Genomic DNA, 16,702 nt, shown 5'->3' on the forward strand with positions numbered 1-16,702 from the left:
TCTTATTCACATAGGGAGCGACAGGCCGACGTTACTTCTCCAGCTTGGCGATCTCTTCCCCGAATTCGCGAATGTCTTCAAAGCTGCGGTAGACGGAGGCAAAGCGGATGTAGGCCACCTTGTCCAGGCTCTTGAGCTCATCCATCACCAGATTGCCCACCAATTGGGAGGCGACTTCACGCTCGCCGGTGGCCCGCAGGCGGGACTTGATGTGGTTGACCGCCTTCTCGATGGCCTCCATGCTCACCGGCCGCTTCTCCAGCGCCCGCAGAATGCCGGCCCGCAGTTTGTCTTCGTTGAAGGGCTCGCGGGAGCCGTTGGACTTGATGACGCGGGGCATGACCAGTTCGGCCATTTCGAAGGTAGTAAAACGCTCGTGACAGAGCAGGCATTCGCGACGGCGGCGCACCTGATGGCCCTCGGCCACCAGACGGGAATCGATCACCTTGGTATCAACGGCACTACAGAAAGGGCAATGCATCTGACCTCCGGCGTGGATGAAAATGGGCGCGGGCCCCGGGGGCTGGCGCTAGGCCGGCCAGTGTAACACGGCCATCCAGAGCCGGTAAAAGCCCATGAAAACAAGGGACAACCTGCCAGGCCTTCGGGCAGGACTCAGTCGTCATAGGGCAACGCCTCGGGGTCGCAATCCTGGTAATCGGGGGCAGGATCCGCCGCGAACCGGCGAGCAGCCACATGGCTGTGGCCCAGCATCAGCGCCTTGCCCACCCGGTGCATGCCATCCATCACCCGGCCGGCGCTGTCCAGCAGGATGGGATAGGCGAGATCCGCCGCCATCATGAGCTGGCAATGCGCCACCACGCTGCGCACCGTGGGCGTGGCGTCGCCATGGCCGTACCAGTGGTCGCGGTCAAGCTCGGCAATCTCGCCGAGTGCCACCGCCTGCACCGGCAGGTTGCGGCTCAGCCGGATCAAGCGGCGCACATCCCAGGCCAGCAGCCCCTGTTCGCTGGCGCGAAAGTGGTACTGGGCGCGAACCGCCTGCCGCAGTGACGCCTCCAGCACGTCCTCTTCCATGTCATCGCACATGGTCACCTCTGTCTCATCTTGCCAGACGCTGCAAAAAACAATGCCACCCGAGGGTGGCATTGGTCTTCAACCTGAAGGTCAGGCTGATTATGCGTAGACCGGGAAGCGGCGGCAGATGTCCAGCACCTTCTCGCGCACGGTCGCCAGCACTTCTTCGTTGTCGTGGCTGTCCAGCACGTCGCAGATCCAGTTGGCCAACTGGATGGACTCGGCTTCCTTGAAGCCGCGGCGGGTGATGGCCGGGGTGCCGATACGCACGCCGGAGGTCACGAACGGGGAACGCGGGTCGTTCGGTACGGAGTTCTTGTTGACGGTGATGTTGGCCTTGCCGAGGGCTGCGTCGGCATCTTTGCCGGTCAGCTCGCGACCGATCAGGTCAACCAGCATCAGATGGTTGTCGGTACCGCCGGAGACGATCTTGTAGCCGCGCTCGATAAAGGTCGCCGCCATGGCCTTGGCGTTCTTCACGACCTGGGCCTGGTAGGTCTTGAACTCGGGCTCCAGCGCTTCCTTGAAGGCCACGGCCTTGCCGGCGATGACGTGCATCAGCGGGCCGCCCTGACCACCCGGGAAGACGGCGGAGTTCAGCTTCTTGTACAGATCTTCGTCGTCGGCGGCGGAGAGGATCAGACCACCGCGCGGACCGGCCAGGGTCTTGTGGGTGGTGGAGGTGACCACGTGAGCGTGGGGCACCGGGTTCGGGTAGACGCCGGCGGCAATCAGACCGGCTACGTGGGCCATGTCCACGAACAGGTAAGCACCGATCTTGTCGGCGATCTCGCGCATGCGGGCCCAGTCGACGATGCCGGAGTAGGCGGAGAAGCCGCCGATCATCATCTTCGGCTTGTGCTCAACGGCCAGGCGCTCCATCTCGTCGTAGTCGATCTTGCCGGACTCGTCGATGCCGTAGGGGATGATGTTGTACAGCTTGCCGGAGAAGTTGACGGGGGAGCCGTGGGTCAGGTGACCGCCGTGGGCCAGGTTCATGCCGAGCACGGTGTCGCCCGGTTGCAGCAGGGCCATGTAGACGGCGCTGTTGGCCTGGGAGCCGGAGTGCGGCTGCACGTTGGCGTAGGTGGCGCCGAACAGCTCTTTGGCGCGCTCGATGGCCAGGGTTTCAACCACATCCACATACTCGCAACCGCCGTAGTAACGCTTGGCCGGGTAGCCTTCAGCGTACTTGTTGGTCAACTGGGAGCCCTGGGCTTCCATGACGCGGGGGCTGGTGTAGTTCTCGGACGCAATCAGCTCGATGTGCTCTTCCTGACGACGGGTCTCGTCTGTGATGGCCTGCCACAGCTCTGGATCATAGCCGGCGATGGTCATGTCACGTTTCAACATCCGTTTATCTCCTGAAAATCGTTTGCGCGATAGGTGAAGTGGGCCCGCGCATTGTAACGTGAGCTGGATCAAAGAGACAGTCCAACCACCCAAAAAATTGTTTATAAAATGTAAAATACGTCGCAAATTTCGAATCCCGCCCCCTGGCTTCGCTCATCCCCCCGGCCTCCCCACACCAGCAATCCGGCTCCAGCCATCGTCCCCGCTTCCCGGGCAAAGCGATAGAAACCAGAGCCAGATCATGGATATAGCATTTACTAACAGATAACATCTTTAGGCCATGGGACATCTGCACGAGCGGGTGTCGCTCCCTGCCATCCCGGAACACAAGGGGAAACGCCATGATGGATCATCTGATGCTGTTCGTGATTGTCGCGGTCTTCGCTCTCTTCTACTGGGTCTACTACACCGGCAGCCGTAAGGGTGCCTGCACCGCCAACTGGGAGACACTTCCCACCCGGGAGCAGTACCTGGCGGCCCACCCCGGCGCCGCCGACGGGGATCTCATTTTCTGCATCCATTGCGGTCATCATCAGCAGCGGGAAGTCGGCCTGGTGCACCAGATGGATTACCGCCGCCAGCACATCTGCCCCCGTTGCAAGCAGGTGCTCTATCGCGTCGAGGAGTAAGTCGGCCTCCTCGTCGCCCACGGTCATCCCGCGAATGCGACCCCCTCTCCTGGCGCTATCCGGCCAAAAGGCCCCATGAGTTTCCTTTATTTTTAAAGTCGTTAGAATCGGGGGCCATCAAGGCTCCCGATTGTCATCCACGGAGGAAAAATGCAGGAATTCATGGCGACCAGCGAACGCCGGGCCGAGCTTTACTGGTGGTTTTCCACCCTGTTTGCTGCCGAACTCAGTGATGCACAGATCGCTGAATACGACACTTATGACGTGCGCAGCTTCTTGAAGAGCCTCTCTACTCTCGACCCCATGCGCGAAGCCGTGGCCGAGCTCAACGATGCCATCGCCCGCCTGCTGGTGCGCCCCGAGCGCCAGACGGCCCTGGCCGCCGACTTCGCAGGCCTGTTCCTGAGCGCTCCCGGGCAGGGTGCCCTGCCCTACGAATCCCTCTACCGGGGCGAAGGCAAGCAGCTGATGCAGGCCCCTATGACCGAGATGCAGGCACGCCTCGATCGCCTCGGCATCAACGTCAGCGACAAATACAATGAGCCTGCCGATCATCTGGCCATCGAGCTAGATCTGATGGGCAGCCTCATCATTCGCGCCGTCGAGTCGACCACCGCCGACCAGCGCGAGGCGTGGCTTGGCGAGCAGGAGTCCCTGCTGCACGGCCACCTGCTGGGCTGGTTCGAGCGCTTCGAGCAGGCCTGCCGGGCCGCCGACAAGTTTGGCTTCTACGGTGCCAGTGCCCGCCTGCTGGGGGTGTTCCTCAAGATGGACGCCAACTACCTCTCCCTGGTCAAACCGGCACCGTCCGCCGACTGAGCCCGGCATGAAGACAGCCCTGCTTCTTATCGCATGCTGGCTGCTGGCCCTGATCCCGCTGGATCAGGGTCTCACTCCCCTCGTGACGCTGCTGTTCAACCCGGACCGCGCGCTCTACGGCACCGCCCAGCTCACCGGCTTTGCCGGCATCCTGCTGACCCTCTACCTCGCCAATCTCGGGGTAGAAGTGGTGCTGCGTCGCCGCTTCCAGATAGCGGGCATGCTGGCCCTGCTCGCCGCCTGGACAGATTTCATCAACAGCAGCGGCACCGAGAGCCACTGGCTGGTGCTCTACGCCATGGCGTTGCCGTTTCATCTGGTGGGCTGGCTGGTATTTGTTCGCGGGATCCAGGCGTTTGGCCGCCAGAAAGGCTGACATCTCGTTGATTTCACACCCTTCTCACACTTTCTTTCTCTCCTGACACTTCCTGCCATACTGACACAGTCGTCCAAATGACAAAGCAATCAATTCAGGAGCCTCCATGGAAAAAGTGCTACCCGAATCGGTTCCGACACGGCATTTGTCAGGCCCGCTCTCTCCCCACGAGTTGCAACAGCTGTTCGCCCAGGCGCCCTTCGGGATTGGGGTCTTCGATCACGAATTCAGGTGTCGCGACGTCAACGGACGCTTTGCCGAACTGACCGGCCTCGCGCGGGCAGAGCACCCGGGCAAGACGCTGTTCGACATTGTCCCTGCCCAGACTCCCCAGCTGCTCCCGCTGTTTCAGCAACTGCGGCAAGGTCCCCCCCGATGCACATTTGAGGTGGAAATGGTCGGTCTCTCCCGCGCGGCCTCCCCGGCACGCTGGCAAGTGAGCATCAGCTCCGTGCTGGATGAGGACGGCTCCTTCAGCGGCATCTTCCTCGTGATGAGGGAATCCGCGCAGACAGGCCCCCACCTCGACGCACCCGCGTCACCCGGCCTGTAGGAGATGACCCACCGCCATGCACTGCGTCTCTATCAGGCCGAAGCCCGCTTGCAGCACCTCTCCTATTACGATCCCCTCACCGATCTCGGCAATCGCCATCTGCTGCAAGAGCGCCTCACCCTGGAGATAGAGACGGCCAGGGTGAACCACCACGTCCTGGCGCTGCTGTTCATCGATCTCGACGGCTTCAAGCTCATCAACGACAACCTGGGGCACAGTGCCGGCGATCTGCTGCTCAAGCTGTCGGCAGACCGCATTCGCCACTGCCTGCGCCCTGGAGACATCGCCATCCGGCTGGGGGCAGACGAATTTCTGGTGTTGCTGCCCGCCATCAGGGAGACCCAGGATCTGCTGGGTCTCATCGAGGGGTTGCAACGCAGGCTGCACGATCCCGCCGACATCGGCCAGGAGCGGGTGAGGCTCTCCGCCAGCATCGGCGTCTCCCTCTATCCGGAGCATGGCCAGACCCCGGACAGCCTCATCAGCGCGGCGGACAACGCCATGCATGAAGCCAAGCGCCGTGACCGCAACGGCTATCTGTTCCACTCCCCCGACATGACGGCACAGACCAGGGAGCGGATGCTGCTGGAGCAGGGACTGCTCAAGGCCATTGAGCAGCAACAGTTTCGCCTGCTCTACCAACCCATGACGGATCGGCGGATGGTAATCTCAGCGGCCTGGAGGCCCTGATCCGCTGGCAGCATCCCAGCCTTGGCATGATATCCCCGGACCGTTTCATTCCGGTGGCAGAGGGGTGCGGTCTCATCGAACCACTGGGCGAATGGGTGATGCGTACCGCCTGCCGGCAAGGGCAGCAGTGGCTGGCCGAAGGGCTCGCCGTGCCCCGGCTCTCGGTCAATGTGTCGGTCAGGGAGATGCGCTCCCACGACTACGTGGAGCGGGTGACAGCCATTCTGGCCGAGACCGGTTTTCCTGCCGAACGGCTGGAGATCGAGGTGACCGAGAGCATCATCCAGAGCGTGGATCACAGTCTGCGGCTCTTCATCCGTCTCAAGGCGCTGGGGGTGCAGATCGCCATCGACGACTTCGGCACCGGTTTCTCCTCCCTGAGCCTGCTCAGGAGCCTGCCCATCGATCGCATCAAGATAGACAGGGCCTTCGTCTAGGCGTTGCCCGACGACAAGCACAGCCGCGAGCTGTGCCGTACCATAGTCCAGCTGGCCAGCTCCCTCGGCATGGCCGTCACGGCGGAAGGGATAGAAACCCAGCCCCAGCGCCAGTTCCTGCAATCCCTGCGTTGCGAAGAGGGACAGGGCTACCTGTTCAGCCATCCCCTGCCAGAACCCAGCCTGCCTCCCCTGCTCCCCCTCCGCCATTGAGCCTTGGCCGCGCCACCACGCAAGCAAAGAAGGGAGCCCATGGCTCCCTTCTGCTTCATCATCATGGCTTCCCGCCCGCTATCTTCGTCGCTATCCAAAAGTCTAATTGCCCTCGGGAACCAAAGGTATAAGTTGTTACTCAATCATTAAGAAAATGTATTCACAGGAGTGAGAGATGAGCGAGAGCAAGGTCTACCCGGTCAAGGCCCACATCGGCAACGGCGCCCTGCTGGACAAGGAAGGTTATGAAGCCATGTATCAGGCGTCGGTGCAGGATCCGGACGCCTTCTGGGGGGAGCAGGGCAAGATCCTCGACTGGATGACCCCCTACACCCGCGTCAAGAACACCTCCTACGATCCGGGCCACGTCTCCATCAAGTGGTATGAGGATGGTCTGCTCAACGTCTCGGCCAACTGCCTGGATCGTCATCTGAGCGAGCGCGGCGACAAGGTCGCCATCATCTGGGAAGGGGACAACCCGGCTGAAGATCGCAAGATCACCTATCGCGAACTGCACGCCGAAGTGTGCAAGTTTGCCAACGTGCTCAAAGCCCAGGGGGTCAAGCGTGGCCACATGGTCTGCCTTTATATGCCCATGGTGCCGGAGGCGGCCATCGCCATGCTGGCCTGTACCCGCATCGGGGCCGTGCACAGCATCGTCTTCGGCGGCTTCTCGCCGGAGGCGCTCTCGGGCCGCATCATCGACTCCGGCGCCTCCGTCGTCATCACCGCCGATGAGGGGTTGCGAGGCGGTCGCCCCATCCCCCTCAAGAAGAACGTGGATGAGGCCCTTACCCACCCGGATACCAAGGTCAGCAAGGTGATCGTCCTCAAGCGCACCGGTGGCAACGTGGCCTGGCACGATCACAGAGACATCTGGTGGCATGATGCGGTCAACGCCGCCAGCCCGGATTGTCCGCCCGAAGCCATGGGCGCCGAAGATCCCCTGTTCGTGCTCTACACCTCCGGCTCCACCGGCAAACCCAAGGGTGTGCTGCACACCACGGGCGGCTATCTGGTCTATGCCGCCCTCACCTTCAAATACGTGTTCGATTACCACGAAGAGGACATCTACTGGTGTACCGCCGACGTGGGCTGGGTCACCGGTCACTCCTATCTGGTCTACGGGCCGCTGGCCAACGGCGCCACCACCGTCATGTTCGAAGGGGTGCCCAATTACCCGGCCACCAACCGCATGAGTCAGGTGGTGGACAAACATCAGGTCACCATCCTCTATACCGCCCCCACCGCCATTCGTGCACTGATGGCCAAGGGCAAGGAGGCTGTCGAAGGCACTTCCCGCACCAGCCTGCGCATCATGGGGTCGGTGGGTGAACCCATCAACCCGGAAGCCTGGGAGTGGTACTACCGCACCATCGGCGACGAGCGCTGCCCCATCGTCGACACCTGGTGGCAGACCGAGACCGGCGGCATCCTCATCACTCCGCTGCCCGGCGTCACCGCCCTCAAGCCCGGCTCGGCCACCCGTCCCTTCTTCGGAGTACAGCCTGCTCTGGTGGACAACCTGGGTGAACCGCTGGAAGGCGCCACCGAGGGCAACCTGGTGATCACCGACTCCTGGCCCGGCCAGATGCGTACCGTGTTCGGCGATCACGAGCGCTTCGAGCAGACCTACTTCTCCACCTTCCCGGGTCGCTACTTCACCGGCGACGGTGCCCGTCGCGACGAGGACGGCTACTACTGGATCACCGGCCGGGTGGATGATGTACTCAACGTCTCCGGCCACCGCATGGGCACCGCCGAAATCGAGTCCGCTCTGGTGGCCCATCCGAAGATCGCCGAAGCGGCGGTGGTGGGTGTTCCCCACGAGATCAAGGGACAGGGCATTTACGCCTATGTCACCCTGATCGCCGGGGAAGAGCCGAGCCGCGAGCTGCACAAGGAAGTGAAGGAGTGGGTGCGCAAGGAGATTGGCGCCATCGCGACCCCGGACGTGATCCACTGGGCCGAGGGGCTGCCCAAGACCCGTTCCGGCAAGATCATGCGGCGCATATTGCGCAAGATCGCCACCGGCGAAACCGACAGCCTGGGGGATATCTCCACCCTGGCGGATCCGGGGGTCGTGGACAAGCTGATCCGCGAGAAGTCGGAAGCGGCGTGAGTCTCTTCCCCACGTCAACAGAGCCGGCCACGTGCCGGCTTTGTTGTCTTCGGGATCCGGACAGGGCAGAGTTCGGAGGCAGGCAGGGCTTGCGGGCAAACCAGGCCAATAAATAGCCAGATGTAGAGATTAGACCAGTAAAATGCTGCTAATTTTCACGAAATCAATATAATTGCGAAATCTGTGTGTCAGGGCACACCGATTTGTGCAAAAATTGGCTAGATTTTTGGTAGTCCAAAGATAGCTGATAGATAGCAGCATAATCATCGAGGATGTACTCAATATGTCGCAACATCACCGAATCCTCCTGCTTAACGGCCCCAATCTGAATCTGCTGGGCAAGCGGGAGCCGGGAATCTACGGCAGCAAGACGCTCGATGAGATCGTCGCCGATCTGACGCGCAGCGCCAGCGAACTCGGTGTCACCCTGGAACATCTGCAATCCAATGCCGAGCACGAGCTGATCGGCCGCATCCATCAGGCCATGGGCCAGGTGGATTTCATCATCATCAATCCCGCCGCCTTCACCCATACCAGCGTTGCCCTGCGCGATGCCCTGCTGGGTGTGGCCATCCCCTTTATCGAGGTTCACCTGTCAAACGTTCATGCCAGGGAGCCCTTCCGTCATCACTCCTATCTGTCTGATGTCGCCAAGGGGGTGATCTGCGGGTTGGGTGCCGATGGTTACCAATTCGCTTTAACCGCGGCCGTGCATCAGTTGCGCGCGGCTTGATAATCACTGATCAGATAAAGAAGAAAGAGAATGCTAATGGATATCCGCAAAATCAAGAAGCTGATTGAACTGGTTGAAGAGTCCGGCATCGCCGAGCTGGAAATCTCCGAAGGGGAAGAGTCCGTTCGCATCAGCCGTAATTTCTCCGGCCAGGTTAGCGTTGCCCCGCAGATGATCATGCCCCAGGCCGCAGCTCAGGTTGCCGCACCGGTTGCCGCTGCTCCGGCAGCAGCCGCTGCGCCTGCTGCCGATGCCGCCCCGAGCGGTCATCTGATGCGCTCCCCCATGGTGGGCTCCTTCTACCGCTCCTCCAGCCCGGAAGCCAAGCCGTTCGTGGAAGTCGGTCAGCACGTCAATGTCGGCGACACCCTGTGCATCGTCGAAGCCATGAAAATGATGAACCAAATCGAGTCTGACAAGGCCGGCGTGATCAAAGCGATCCTGGTTGAAAATGGTCAGGCCGTCGAGTTTGACGAGCCGCTGTTCATCATCGAATAAGGGAAAATGCCACCCATGTTGGACAAAGTAGTCATCGCCAACCGCGGTGAAATTGCCCTGCGGATCCTGCGCGCCTGCAAAGAGCTCGGGATCAAGACAGTGGCCGTTCACTCCACTGCCGATCGGGAGCTCAAGCATGTGCTTCTGGCGGACGAAACCATCTGCATCGGCAAACCTGCCAGCGGTGAGTCCTACCTCAATGTGCCGGCCATCATCGCCGCCGCCGAGGTGACCGGTGCCGTCGCCATCCACCCGGGCTACGGCTTCCTCTCCGAGAATGCCGACTTCGCCGAAGTGGTCGAGAAATCCGGCTTCATCTTCATCGGTCCGCGCGCCGAGACCATTCGCCTGATGGGTGACAAGGTCTCCGCCATCGAGGCGATGAAGAAGGCGGGCGTGCCCTGCGTACCCGGCTCCGACGGCCCGGTGGACAACGATGCCAAGCGCAACGCCGCCATCGCCAAGCGGATCGGGTATCCGGTGATCATCAAGGCCGCCGGTGGCGGTGGTGGTCGCGGCATGCGCGTGGTGCGCAACGAGGCCGAGCTGGCCTCCGCCATCGCGCTGACCAAATCCGAAGCGGGCCAGTTCTTCAAGAACGACATGGTCTACATGGAGAAGTACCTGGAGAACCCGCGCCACATCGAGATCCAGGTGCTGGCTGACGGTCAGGGTACCGCCCTCTATCTGGGTGAGCGGGACTGCTCCATGCAGCGCCGTCACCAGAAGGTCGTGGAAGAGGCGCCGGCCCCCGGCATCACCGACGAGATGCGCAAGTTCATCGGTGAGCGCTGCGTGCGCGCCTGTCTCGAGATCGGCTACCGCGGTGCGGGTACCTTCGAGTTCCTGTACGAGAACGGCGAGTTCTATTTCATCGAGATGAACACCCGTATCCAGGTGGAGCATCCGGTCACCGAGATGGTCACCGGCGTCGACCTCATCAAGGAGCAGCTGCGCATTGCCGCCGGTCAGCCCCTGTCGATCACCCAGCAGGACATCCGCATCCGTGGCCACGCCATCGAGTGCCGGATCAATGCCGAAGATCCGGCCACCTTCCTGCCCTCTCCCGGTCTCATCCAGCGCTTCCACGCGCCGGGCGGCCTGGGCGTACGCTGGGAATCCCACATCTATGCGGGTTACAAAGTCCCCCCCTACTACGACTCCATGATCGGCAAGCTGATCTGCTACGGGGAGAACCGCGACGTGGCCATCGCCCGCATGCGTCACTCCCTCGACGAGCTGGTGGTGGAAGGGATCAAGACCAACATCGCCCTGCAAAAAGAGATCATGAAGGACGAAAACTTCCAGCACGGTGGCACTAACATCCACTACCTGCACAAGAAGTTGGGTCTGTAATGGCTTGAGGCCCGGCCCATTGAGCACGGTGGCAACACAGAACAGCCACTACCTGCACAAGAAGTCGGGTCTGCAATAGCTTGAGGCCCGATCCATTGAGCACGGTGGCAGCACAGAACAGCCACCACCTGCACAAGAAGTCGGGTCTGCAAAGACCCCTTTGATCGGGATATTGCGCGATCCACCCGGATCACCAACGTAAAAAAGGGCCATGGCGACATGGCCCTTTTTTGTTATTCTTGCGCCCCGCTCACTCGTCGGAGGCCACAGTGAACCGTTTCGCACTCGCCCGTCGGGAAGCAGCCTTCTGCCTGCTGCTGACCCTGCTCTACTTTGTCGCCTGGTATGGCTCGGCTTATTTCATCCCCGAGGATCTCGAGCTGTGGGACCTGCCCCTCTGGTTCCTGCTCAGTTGCATCCTGATGCCCCTGCTGTTCATCGGCCTCTGCGCCCTCATGGTGGATCGCCTGTTCGTCGATATTCCCCTGGATAGCGAGGTACCACCCCATGAATCTTGAGCTGATGCTGCCGCTCTGCATCTACCTGGTGCTGGTACTGGGGGTCGGTTTCTGGGCCAGTCGCCACCGGACCGGCGGCAACTTCATGCAGGAGTACTTCATCGGCAACCGCAGCATGGGGGGGCTGGTGCTCGCCATGACCCTGGTGGCCACTTATACCTCTGCATCGTCCTTCATCGGCGGGCCGGGTGCCGCCTACAAGGTCGGCCTCGGCTGGGTATTGCTGGCGATGATCCAGCTACCCACCGTCTGGCTCACCCTGGGGGTGCTTGGCAAGAAGTTCGCCATCATCGCCCGCCGGGTCAACGCGGTGACCATCAACGACATGCTGTGGGCCCGCTACCAGAGCAGGGCGGTGGTCGTGCTGGGCTCGGTCACCATCATCCTCGCCTTCATCGCCACCATGGTGGTGCAGTTCATCGGCGGCGCCCGCCTGCTGGAAACGGCGACCGGCCTCAGCTATCAGCAGGGGCTCTTCCTGTTTGCCAGTTGCGTGCTGCTCTACACGGTGATCGGCGGCTTTCGCGCCGTGGTGATGACGGATGCCCTGCAGGGCATCGTCATGCTCATCGGCACTGGCGCCCTGCTGGCGGGCATCCTCATCGCCGGTGACGGGTTGCCGAATCTTGTCCACCAGCTCAAGGAGATAGATCCCAAGCTGGTGAGCCCCCAGGGGGCCGGCGACATGCTGACCCAACCCTTCATGCTGAGCTTCTGGGTGCTGGTCTGCATCGGGGTGGTGGGCTTGCCCCACTCGGCGCTGCGCTGCTTTGGCTACCGGGACAGCAAGGCGTTGCACCGGGGCATCCTCATCGGCACCATCGTCTGCGCCCTGCTGATGTTCGGCATGCACCTGGCCGGGGCGCTGGGCCGCGCCATCCTGCCCGGCATGGACAGCCCGGACAAGATCATGCCCTCCCTGATGATGGAGGTGCTCCCCCCCTGGCTGGCCGGGGTCTTCCTGGCGGCCCCCATGGCGGCCATCATGTCCACCATCGACTCCCAGCTGATCCAGGCCTCCGCCACCCTGGTGAAAGATCTCTACCTCAATTACCTCAACCCCAAGCAGGAGAAGCTGGAGGTCCGGGTGCCGCGCCTCTCCCTGCTCTGCACCCTGATCCTGGGTACCCTGGTACTGCTGGCGGCGCTCCAGCCCCCCGAGATGATCATCTGGCTCAACCTGCTCGCCTTCGGCGGCCTGCAGGCGGTCTTCCTCTGGCCCCTGGTGCTCGGCCTCTACTGGTCCAGGGCCAACGGCCCGGGAGCCCTGGCCAGCATGGTCTGCGGCATCCTCTGTTACAGCACCTTGAGCCAGTGGGGGATCAAGCTGGCCGGTCTGCACGCCATCGTCCCGAGCCTGGCCCTTGGCCTGGCGGCCTTTGTCCTGGTCAGCCTGCTCACTCCTGCCCCGGATCAGCGTGTCCGTCGATTGTTTGATCAAAATTAAGAAAAGGATCAATAAAGGAAGGCTCGCCTATTCCCAAATGGGGGCTCACGGGTAAAATGTGCGCCACGTCACAAATACCGTGCCCCCATGCCAGTCCAGAACGCCAGAAAGATCCTGACCCAGTCCCTGCAGCGCCTCGGCTATGCCCTGTTGCTTCCCGTCTCCATCCTGCCCCTGGCCGCCCTGCTCCACCGGCTCGGCCAACCGGACGTGCTGGATCTCGCCGTGCTCTCCCTCGCCGGTCGCGCCCTCTTCAGCCAGATGCCGCTCATCTATGCGGTGGCCATTGCCTTCGGGTTGAGTCGCCAGGGGCAAGGAGCCCAGGCGCTCGCCGGTGCGGTCAACTTCCTGCTGCTGAGCTCGGCGCTGGGCACCCTGGTGCCCGGGCTGCATGCGGACATGATCTGCGGCCTGCTGGCCGGGCTCGTCACCGCCATGGTTTGCTCCCGGGCCCGCACTCTGCGGCTGCCGGGCTGGTTGCGCCCCCTGCAGGAAGATCTGCCGGGCATGTTGCTCTCGGCGCTGGCCTGCCTGCTGCTGGTGCTTCCCCTCTCCATCCTCTGGCCGCTGCTGGAACAGGGGCTCACCCTGCTCGCCTCCGATCTGCTCACCACGCCATTTGGCGCCTTCTGCTACGGCGTGCTGAACCGGCTGCTGATCCCCCTCGGTCTGCACCAGGTGCTGGGCAGCCTCATCGGGCTGGGGGAGAGCAACCTGCAAGCCCTCTCGACCGCCCAGCCGCTGCATGAAGGCTATGTGGCCGGGCTCTATCCGGTCATCATGTTCGGCCTGCCCGGTGCCTGTTTTGCCATCTGGATCCATCGCCAGCGGATGCAGCAGCTGCCCCAGGGGGGGCTGCTGCTCACCCTGGCGCTCACCTCGGCACTGGTGGGCATCACGGAGCCCATCGAGTTCCTGTTTGCCTTCACCGCACCCTGGCTCTTTCTGGCCCATGCCCTGCTGACCGGGCTGTCGCTGGCCATCTGCAGCGGGCTCGACATCCAGGTGGGCAGCTACTTTTCTGCCGGATTGCTGGACCTGGTGCTGAGCTACCACGCCGGTCTGCACAGCTTCTGGCTCATCCCCCTGGGCATCCTCTTCTTCATCGTCTATGCCCTGCTCTTCTCCCGGCTGCTGGAACACGCTCCCCTCAGTCTGCCGGGCAAGCCCATCGCCGAGGATCTCTCCCGGCTCGCGACCGTGGCCCCCACCGATCCCCAGATGCTGGCTATCCAGTACCTCAAGATGCTGGGGGGCATGGACAACCTGCAGGCCATGAGCGTCTGCCTGACCCGCCTCAGCCTGCGAGTTCGCGACATGGCCCTGGTGGATCAATCCTGCCTGGCCAGACTGGGCTGCCTCTCCTGGGTCGTGCTCAACGAACATCAGCTGGTGCTGGTGCTCGGCCCCCATGCCGGCCTCATCGAAGGGCAGATCCGCATGCTGGCGGAACGCCAGTCGGTCCCGCTCGGTCTCGAACCGGCTCAGGCTCCCCTTGGCCAGCACCAGTGATCAGGCAAAGGGAAGACGTTCGGCCACGAAGTCCATCAGGCTGCGAAGGGCGGGGGCCAGGTGTTCCCGGCTCGGGTAGATGAGATAGAAGGGGTTCACCGGAACCAGGAGATCCGGCAGCACCTTGAGCAGTCGCCCCGCCGCCAGATCGTCGCCGCAGACATGGGCTGGCAGCAGGGCAATCCCCCCGTCATGGAGTGCCAGCTCCCGCAGCGCCAGCAGGCTGTTGCTCTGGCAGGCCCCGCGAGGGCGCCAGCCCCCCTCCTGCAATGGCCACACCGGCAAGGAGCCATGTACCAGGCAGGCGTGTCCGGCCAGCTCCGAGAGCTGGAGCGGCGTCCCGTTGGCCGCCAGGTAACCGGGAGATGCCACCAGATGGCGCGCCACCTGGCCGATGCGCCGGCAGATGAGGCTGGAATCTTTCAGCGGCGCTGCCCGCAGCGCCAGATCGTAACCTTCCCCCACCAGATCCAGCTGTTCATCGCAAAGGGTCAGCTCCAGCACCACCTCGGGATAGAGGGCGCGAAATTCGGCCAGTATCCGGCCAAGCAGCAAGGTTCCCGTGGCTTCGGGAGCAGTGATCCGCACCCGCCCTCCAGGAGCCGCGCGCAACCGCGCCATCGCCAGATTGGCGCTGCGCGCCAGTGCCAGCAGCTCCTGACAATGGACCACATAGACCTCCCCCTGGGGCGTCAGGCTGAGCCTGCGGGTGGTGCGTTGCAGCAACCTCACCCCGAGCCGGGATTCGAGGCGCGAGATCTTCTGGCTCACCGAGGACTTGGGCATACCGAGCACCTCGGCCGCCCCGGTGAAGCTCCCCTGCTCCATCACGGTGGCGAACAGCCCCATCAACTCCAGTTCGACATTGTTCATATATTCAAACAGTCTTTACCAATTACCCATCTTAATCTTGATAATCATCCAGACTAGAGTGAGTGGCAATCCCGAACACTGCTATTTGAAAGGAAAAGCCATGAAAGCCATCGCCCTGACTCACTATCTGCCAAGCAACCACCCCCACTGCTTCATCGAGAGCGATCTACCCGATCCGACACCGGGCCCGCGGGATCTGCTGGTACGGGTCAACGCCACCTCCATCAATCCGGTCGACACCAAGGTACGCGCCCCCAAGGACAAGGTCGAAAGCAGCCCCCGCGTGCTGGGCTGGGACGCCGTGGGCGAGGTGATCGCCATCGGTAGCGACGTCACCCTGTTCAAGGCCGGTGACAGGGTCTGGTATGCCGGCGACATCAGCCGCCCGGGCAGCAACAGCGCCCTGCAACTGGTGGACGAGCGCATTGCCGCCATCGCCCCAGTCACCCTGACCGATCTGGAAGCCGCCGCCCTGCCGCTCACCGCCATCACCGCCTGGGAAACCCTGTTCGAGCGCATGAGCCTTACCCGCGAAAGCACCGGGCGACTGCTGATCATCGGGGGCGCCGGCGGGGTCGGTTCCATCGCCATCCAGCTCGCCCGCCAGCTCACCGGCATGGAGGTGATCGCCACCGCATCGCGCCCCGAAACCCGGGAGTGGTGCCTGGACATGGGGGCACACCAGGTGGTGAGCCATCACCATCTGCAGGCGGAGCTCAAGGCGCTCGGCATCAGCGAGGTGGATGCCATCTTCTGCACCAACGCCACCGAGCAGCACTGGAACACCATGGCCAGCCTCATTCGTCCGTTTGGCCATATCTGCACCATCGCCGAGTCCAGTGAACCCTGGGATCTGGGTCTGCTCAAACCCAAGAGCGTCACCTTCAGCCAGGAGTTCATGTTTACCCGCTCCCTGTTCCAGACCCCGGACATGATCGAGCAGCACAACCTGCTCGGCCGGGTCTCGGCCCTGATCGATGAAGGGGTGCTCAAGACCACCCTCAGCAAGGTGGTGCCCGAACTGACGCCCCTCACCCTGGCCCGGGCTCATGCCGAGCTGGAAGCGGGTCGCATGGTGGGCAAGCTGGTGATCGACATGAGCGGCTTCCATCGCTGAGGCACAGCCCAGGCGGGCCTTACCGTCCAGCCTATTCCCTTTTAGGTAAATAAATGCACCATCATGGGGTGAAATCACCAGTGACAAGCCCCAAGAGTGCACAGCCCCGCAGGTAACCTTTGTCCCTGACGGGGCATCTCCCCCGAAAAAACCATAAAAAAGAGGCCATCCCGTCGGGATGGCCCTAAAAACCTGAACGTTGGGGTAACAATCACACACATATCCTTATGCAGGACATCTGTAACTTTGCAGATAGCGTGCCAATCTCTGCTTTTCCCTCCCAATTAACCGCTTTTCAGCGCACCGGCATAAAAAAAGCCACCCGAAGGTGGCTGAAAAAAGATGACGGAACTTCATAGAGCAAAGCATTCAGCGGGAACAAGTTGCTTCCCGTCACCCATGAAGGAATACATTAACC

General features: G+C 62.2%; 16 protein-coding genes and 1 pseudogene. 13 read left to right on the forward strand and 4 right to left on the reverse strand.

The window, feature by feature from the left end; translation table 11 throughout:
- Positions 1-31: 31 nt before the first annotated feature.
- The 3 genes from nrdR to glyA form a co-directional block, all read right to left on the reverse strand.
- Complete coding sequence (nrdR, locus tag PG887_RS05760; RefSeq protein WP_010675395.1) at positions 32-481, reverse strand: transcriptional regulator NrdR; 450 nt, start codon at positions 479-481, stop codon at positions 32-34.
- A 134-nt stretch (positions 482-615) separates the two neighbouring features.
- Complete coding sequence (locus tag PG887_RS05765) at positions 616-1,050, reverse strand: hypothetical protein (RefSeq protein ID WP_270821337.1); 435 nt, start codon at positions 1,048-1,050, stop codon at positions 616-618.
- Between the two features lie 87 nt (positions 1,051-1,137).
- On the reverse strand, positions 1,138-2,391 hold the full coding sequence (gene glyA / locus PG887_RS05770; RefSeq protein WP_010675397.1) for a serine hydroxymethyltransferase: 1,254 nt from the start codon (positions 2,389-2,391) through the stop codon (positions 1,138-1,140).
- A 341-nt stretch (positions 2,392-2,732) separates the two neighbouring features.
- On the opposite strand from glyA, the gene PG887_RS05775 reads away from it, so the two are divergent.
- The 12 genes and pseudogenes from PG887_RS05775 to PG887_RS05825 all read left to right on the forward strand — a co-directional run bounded on the left by PG887_RS05775 (position 2,733) and on the right by PG887_RS05825 (position 14,294).
- Positions 2,733-3,020: a hypothetical protein gene (locus tag PG887_RS05775; protein WP_069652090.1), complete on the forward strand. Its 288-nt coding sequence runs from the start codon at positions 2,733-2,735 to the stop codon at positions 3,018-3,020.
- Positions 3,021-3,170: 150 nt separating this feature from the next.
- Positions 3,171-3,839 carry a molecular chaperone TorD gene (torD, locus tag PG887_RS05780; protein ID WP_109112682.1) on the forward strand — a complete coding sequence of 223 codons (669 nt, stop codon included), beginning with the start codon at positions 3,171-3,173 and terminating at the stop codon, positions 3,837-3,839.
- 7 nt (positions 3,840-3,846) lie between these two features.
- Positions 3,847-4,215, forward strand: coding sequence for a hypothetical protein (locus PG887_RS05785; RefSeq protein WP_045525778.1), 369 nt, complete (start codon positions 3,847-3,849; stop codon positions 4,213-4,215).
- A 106-nt stretch (positions 4,216-4,321) separates the two neighbouring features.
- Complete coding sequence (locus PG887_RS22715; protein ID WP_442866333.1) at positions 4,322-4,768, forward strand: PAS domain-containing protein; 447 nt, start codon at positions 4,322-4,324, stop codon at positions 4,766-4,768.
- Positions 4,769-4,801: 33 nt separating this feature from the next.
- A pseudogene (locus tag PG887_RS05790) lies at positions 4,802-6,108 on the forward strand (putative bifunctional diguanylate cyclase/phosphodiesterase); the annotation flags it as partial.
- Between the two features lie 175 nt (positions 6,109-6,283).
- Positions 6,284-8,230 carry an acetate--CoA ligase gene (gene acs / locus PG887_RS05795; RefSeq protein ID WP_048207056.1) on the forward strand — a complete coding sequence of 649 codons (1,947 nt, stop codon included), beginning with the start codon at positions 6,284-6,286 and terminating at the stop codon, positions 8,228-8,230.
- 283 nt (positions 8,231-8,513) lie between these two features.
- Positions 8,514-8,963: a type II 3-dehydroquinate dehydratase gene (gene aroQ, locus PG887_RS05800; RefSeq protein WP_039040307.1), complete on the forward strand. Its 450-nt coding sequence runs from the start codon at positions 8,514-8,516 to the stop codon at positions 8,961-8,963.
- 36 nt (positions 8,964-8,999) lie between these two features.
- Positions 9,000-9,461 (forward strand): acetyl-CoA carboxylase biotin carboxyl carrier protein, encoded by a 462-nt coding sequence (gene accB / locus PG887_RS05805; protein ID WP_010675405.1) that lies wholly within the window; start codon positions 9,000-9,002, stop codon positions 9,459-9,461.
- 15 nt (positions 9,462-9,476) lie between these two features.
- Positions 9,477-10,817: an acetyl-CoA carboxylase biotin carboxylase subunit gene (gene accC / locus PG887_RS05810; RefSeq protein WP_010675406.1), complete on the forward strand. Its 1,341-nt coding sequence runs from the start codon at positions 9,477-9,479 to the stop codon at positions 10,815-10,817.
- A gap of 269 nt (positions 10,818-11,086) precedes the next feature.
- On the forward strand, positions 11,087-11,335 hold the full coding sequence (locus PG887_RS05815; protein ID WP_039040309.1) for a YhdT family protein: 249 nt from the start codon (positions 11,087-11,089) through the stop codon (positions 11,333-11,335).
- Positions 11,325-12,782: a sodium/pantothenate symporter gene (gene panF, locus PG887_RS05820; RefSeq protein WP_270821325.1), complete on the forward strand. Its 1,458-nt coding sequence runs from the start codon at positions 11,325-11,327 to the stop codon at positions 12,780-12,782. Before PG887_RS05815 ends, panF begins: the two co-directional genes overlap by 11 nt.
- A gap of 87 nt (positions 12,783-12,869) precedes the next feature.
- On the forward strand, positions 12,870-14,294 hold the full coding sequence (locus PG887_RS05825; RefSeq protein ID WP_270821326.1) for a PTS transporter subunit EIIC: 1,425 nt from the start codon (positions 12,870-12,872) through the stop codon (positions 14,292-14,294).
- Here PG887_RS05825 and PG887_RS05830 read toward each other — a convergent pair whose 3' ends face one another.
- Positions 14,295-15,167, reverse strand: coding sequence for a LysR family transcriptional regulator (locus PG887_RS05830; protein ID WP_270821327.1), 873 nt, complete (start codon positions 15,165-15,167; stop codon positions 14,295-14,297).
- A gap of 100 nt (positions 15,168-15,267) precedes the next feature.
- Here PG887_RS05830 and PG887_RS05835 point away from each other — a divergent pair, with 100 nt between their 5' ends.
- Complete coding sequence (locus tag PG887_RS05835; protein ID WP_270821328.1) at positions 15,268-16,284, forward strand: zinc-binding alcohol dehydrogenase family protein; 1,017 nt, start codon at positions 15,268-15,270, stop codon at positions 16,282-16,284.
- Positions 16,285-16,702: the final 418 nt, after the last annotated feature.

Source organism: Aeromonas sp. QDB14, from assembly GCF_027707845.1.
Lineage (GTDB): Bacteria > Pseudomonadota > Gammaproteobacteria > Enterobacterales > Aeromonadaceae > Aeromonas > Aeromonas caviae.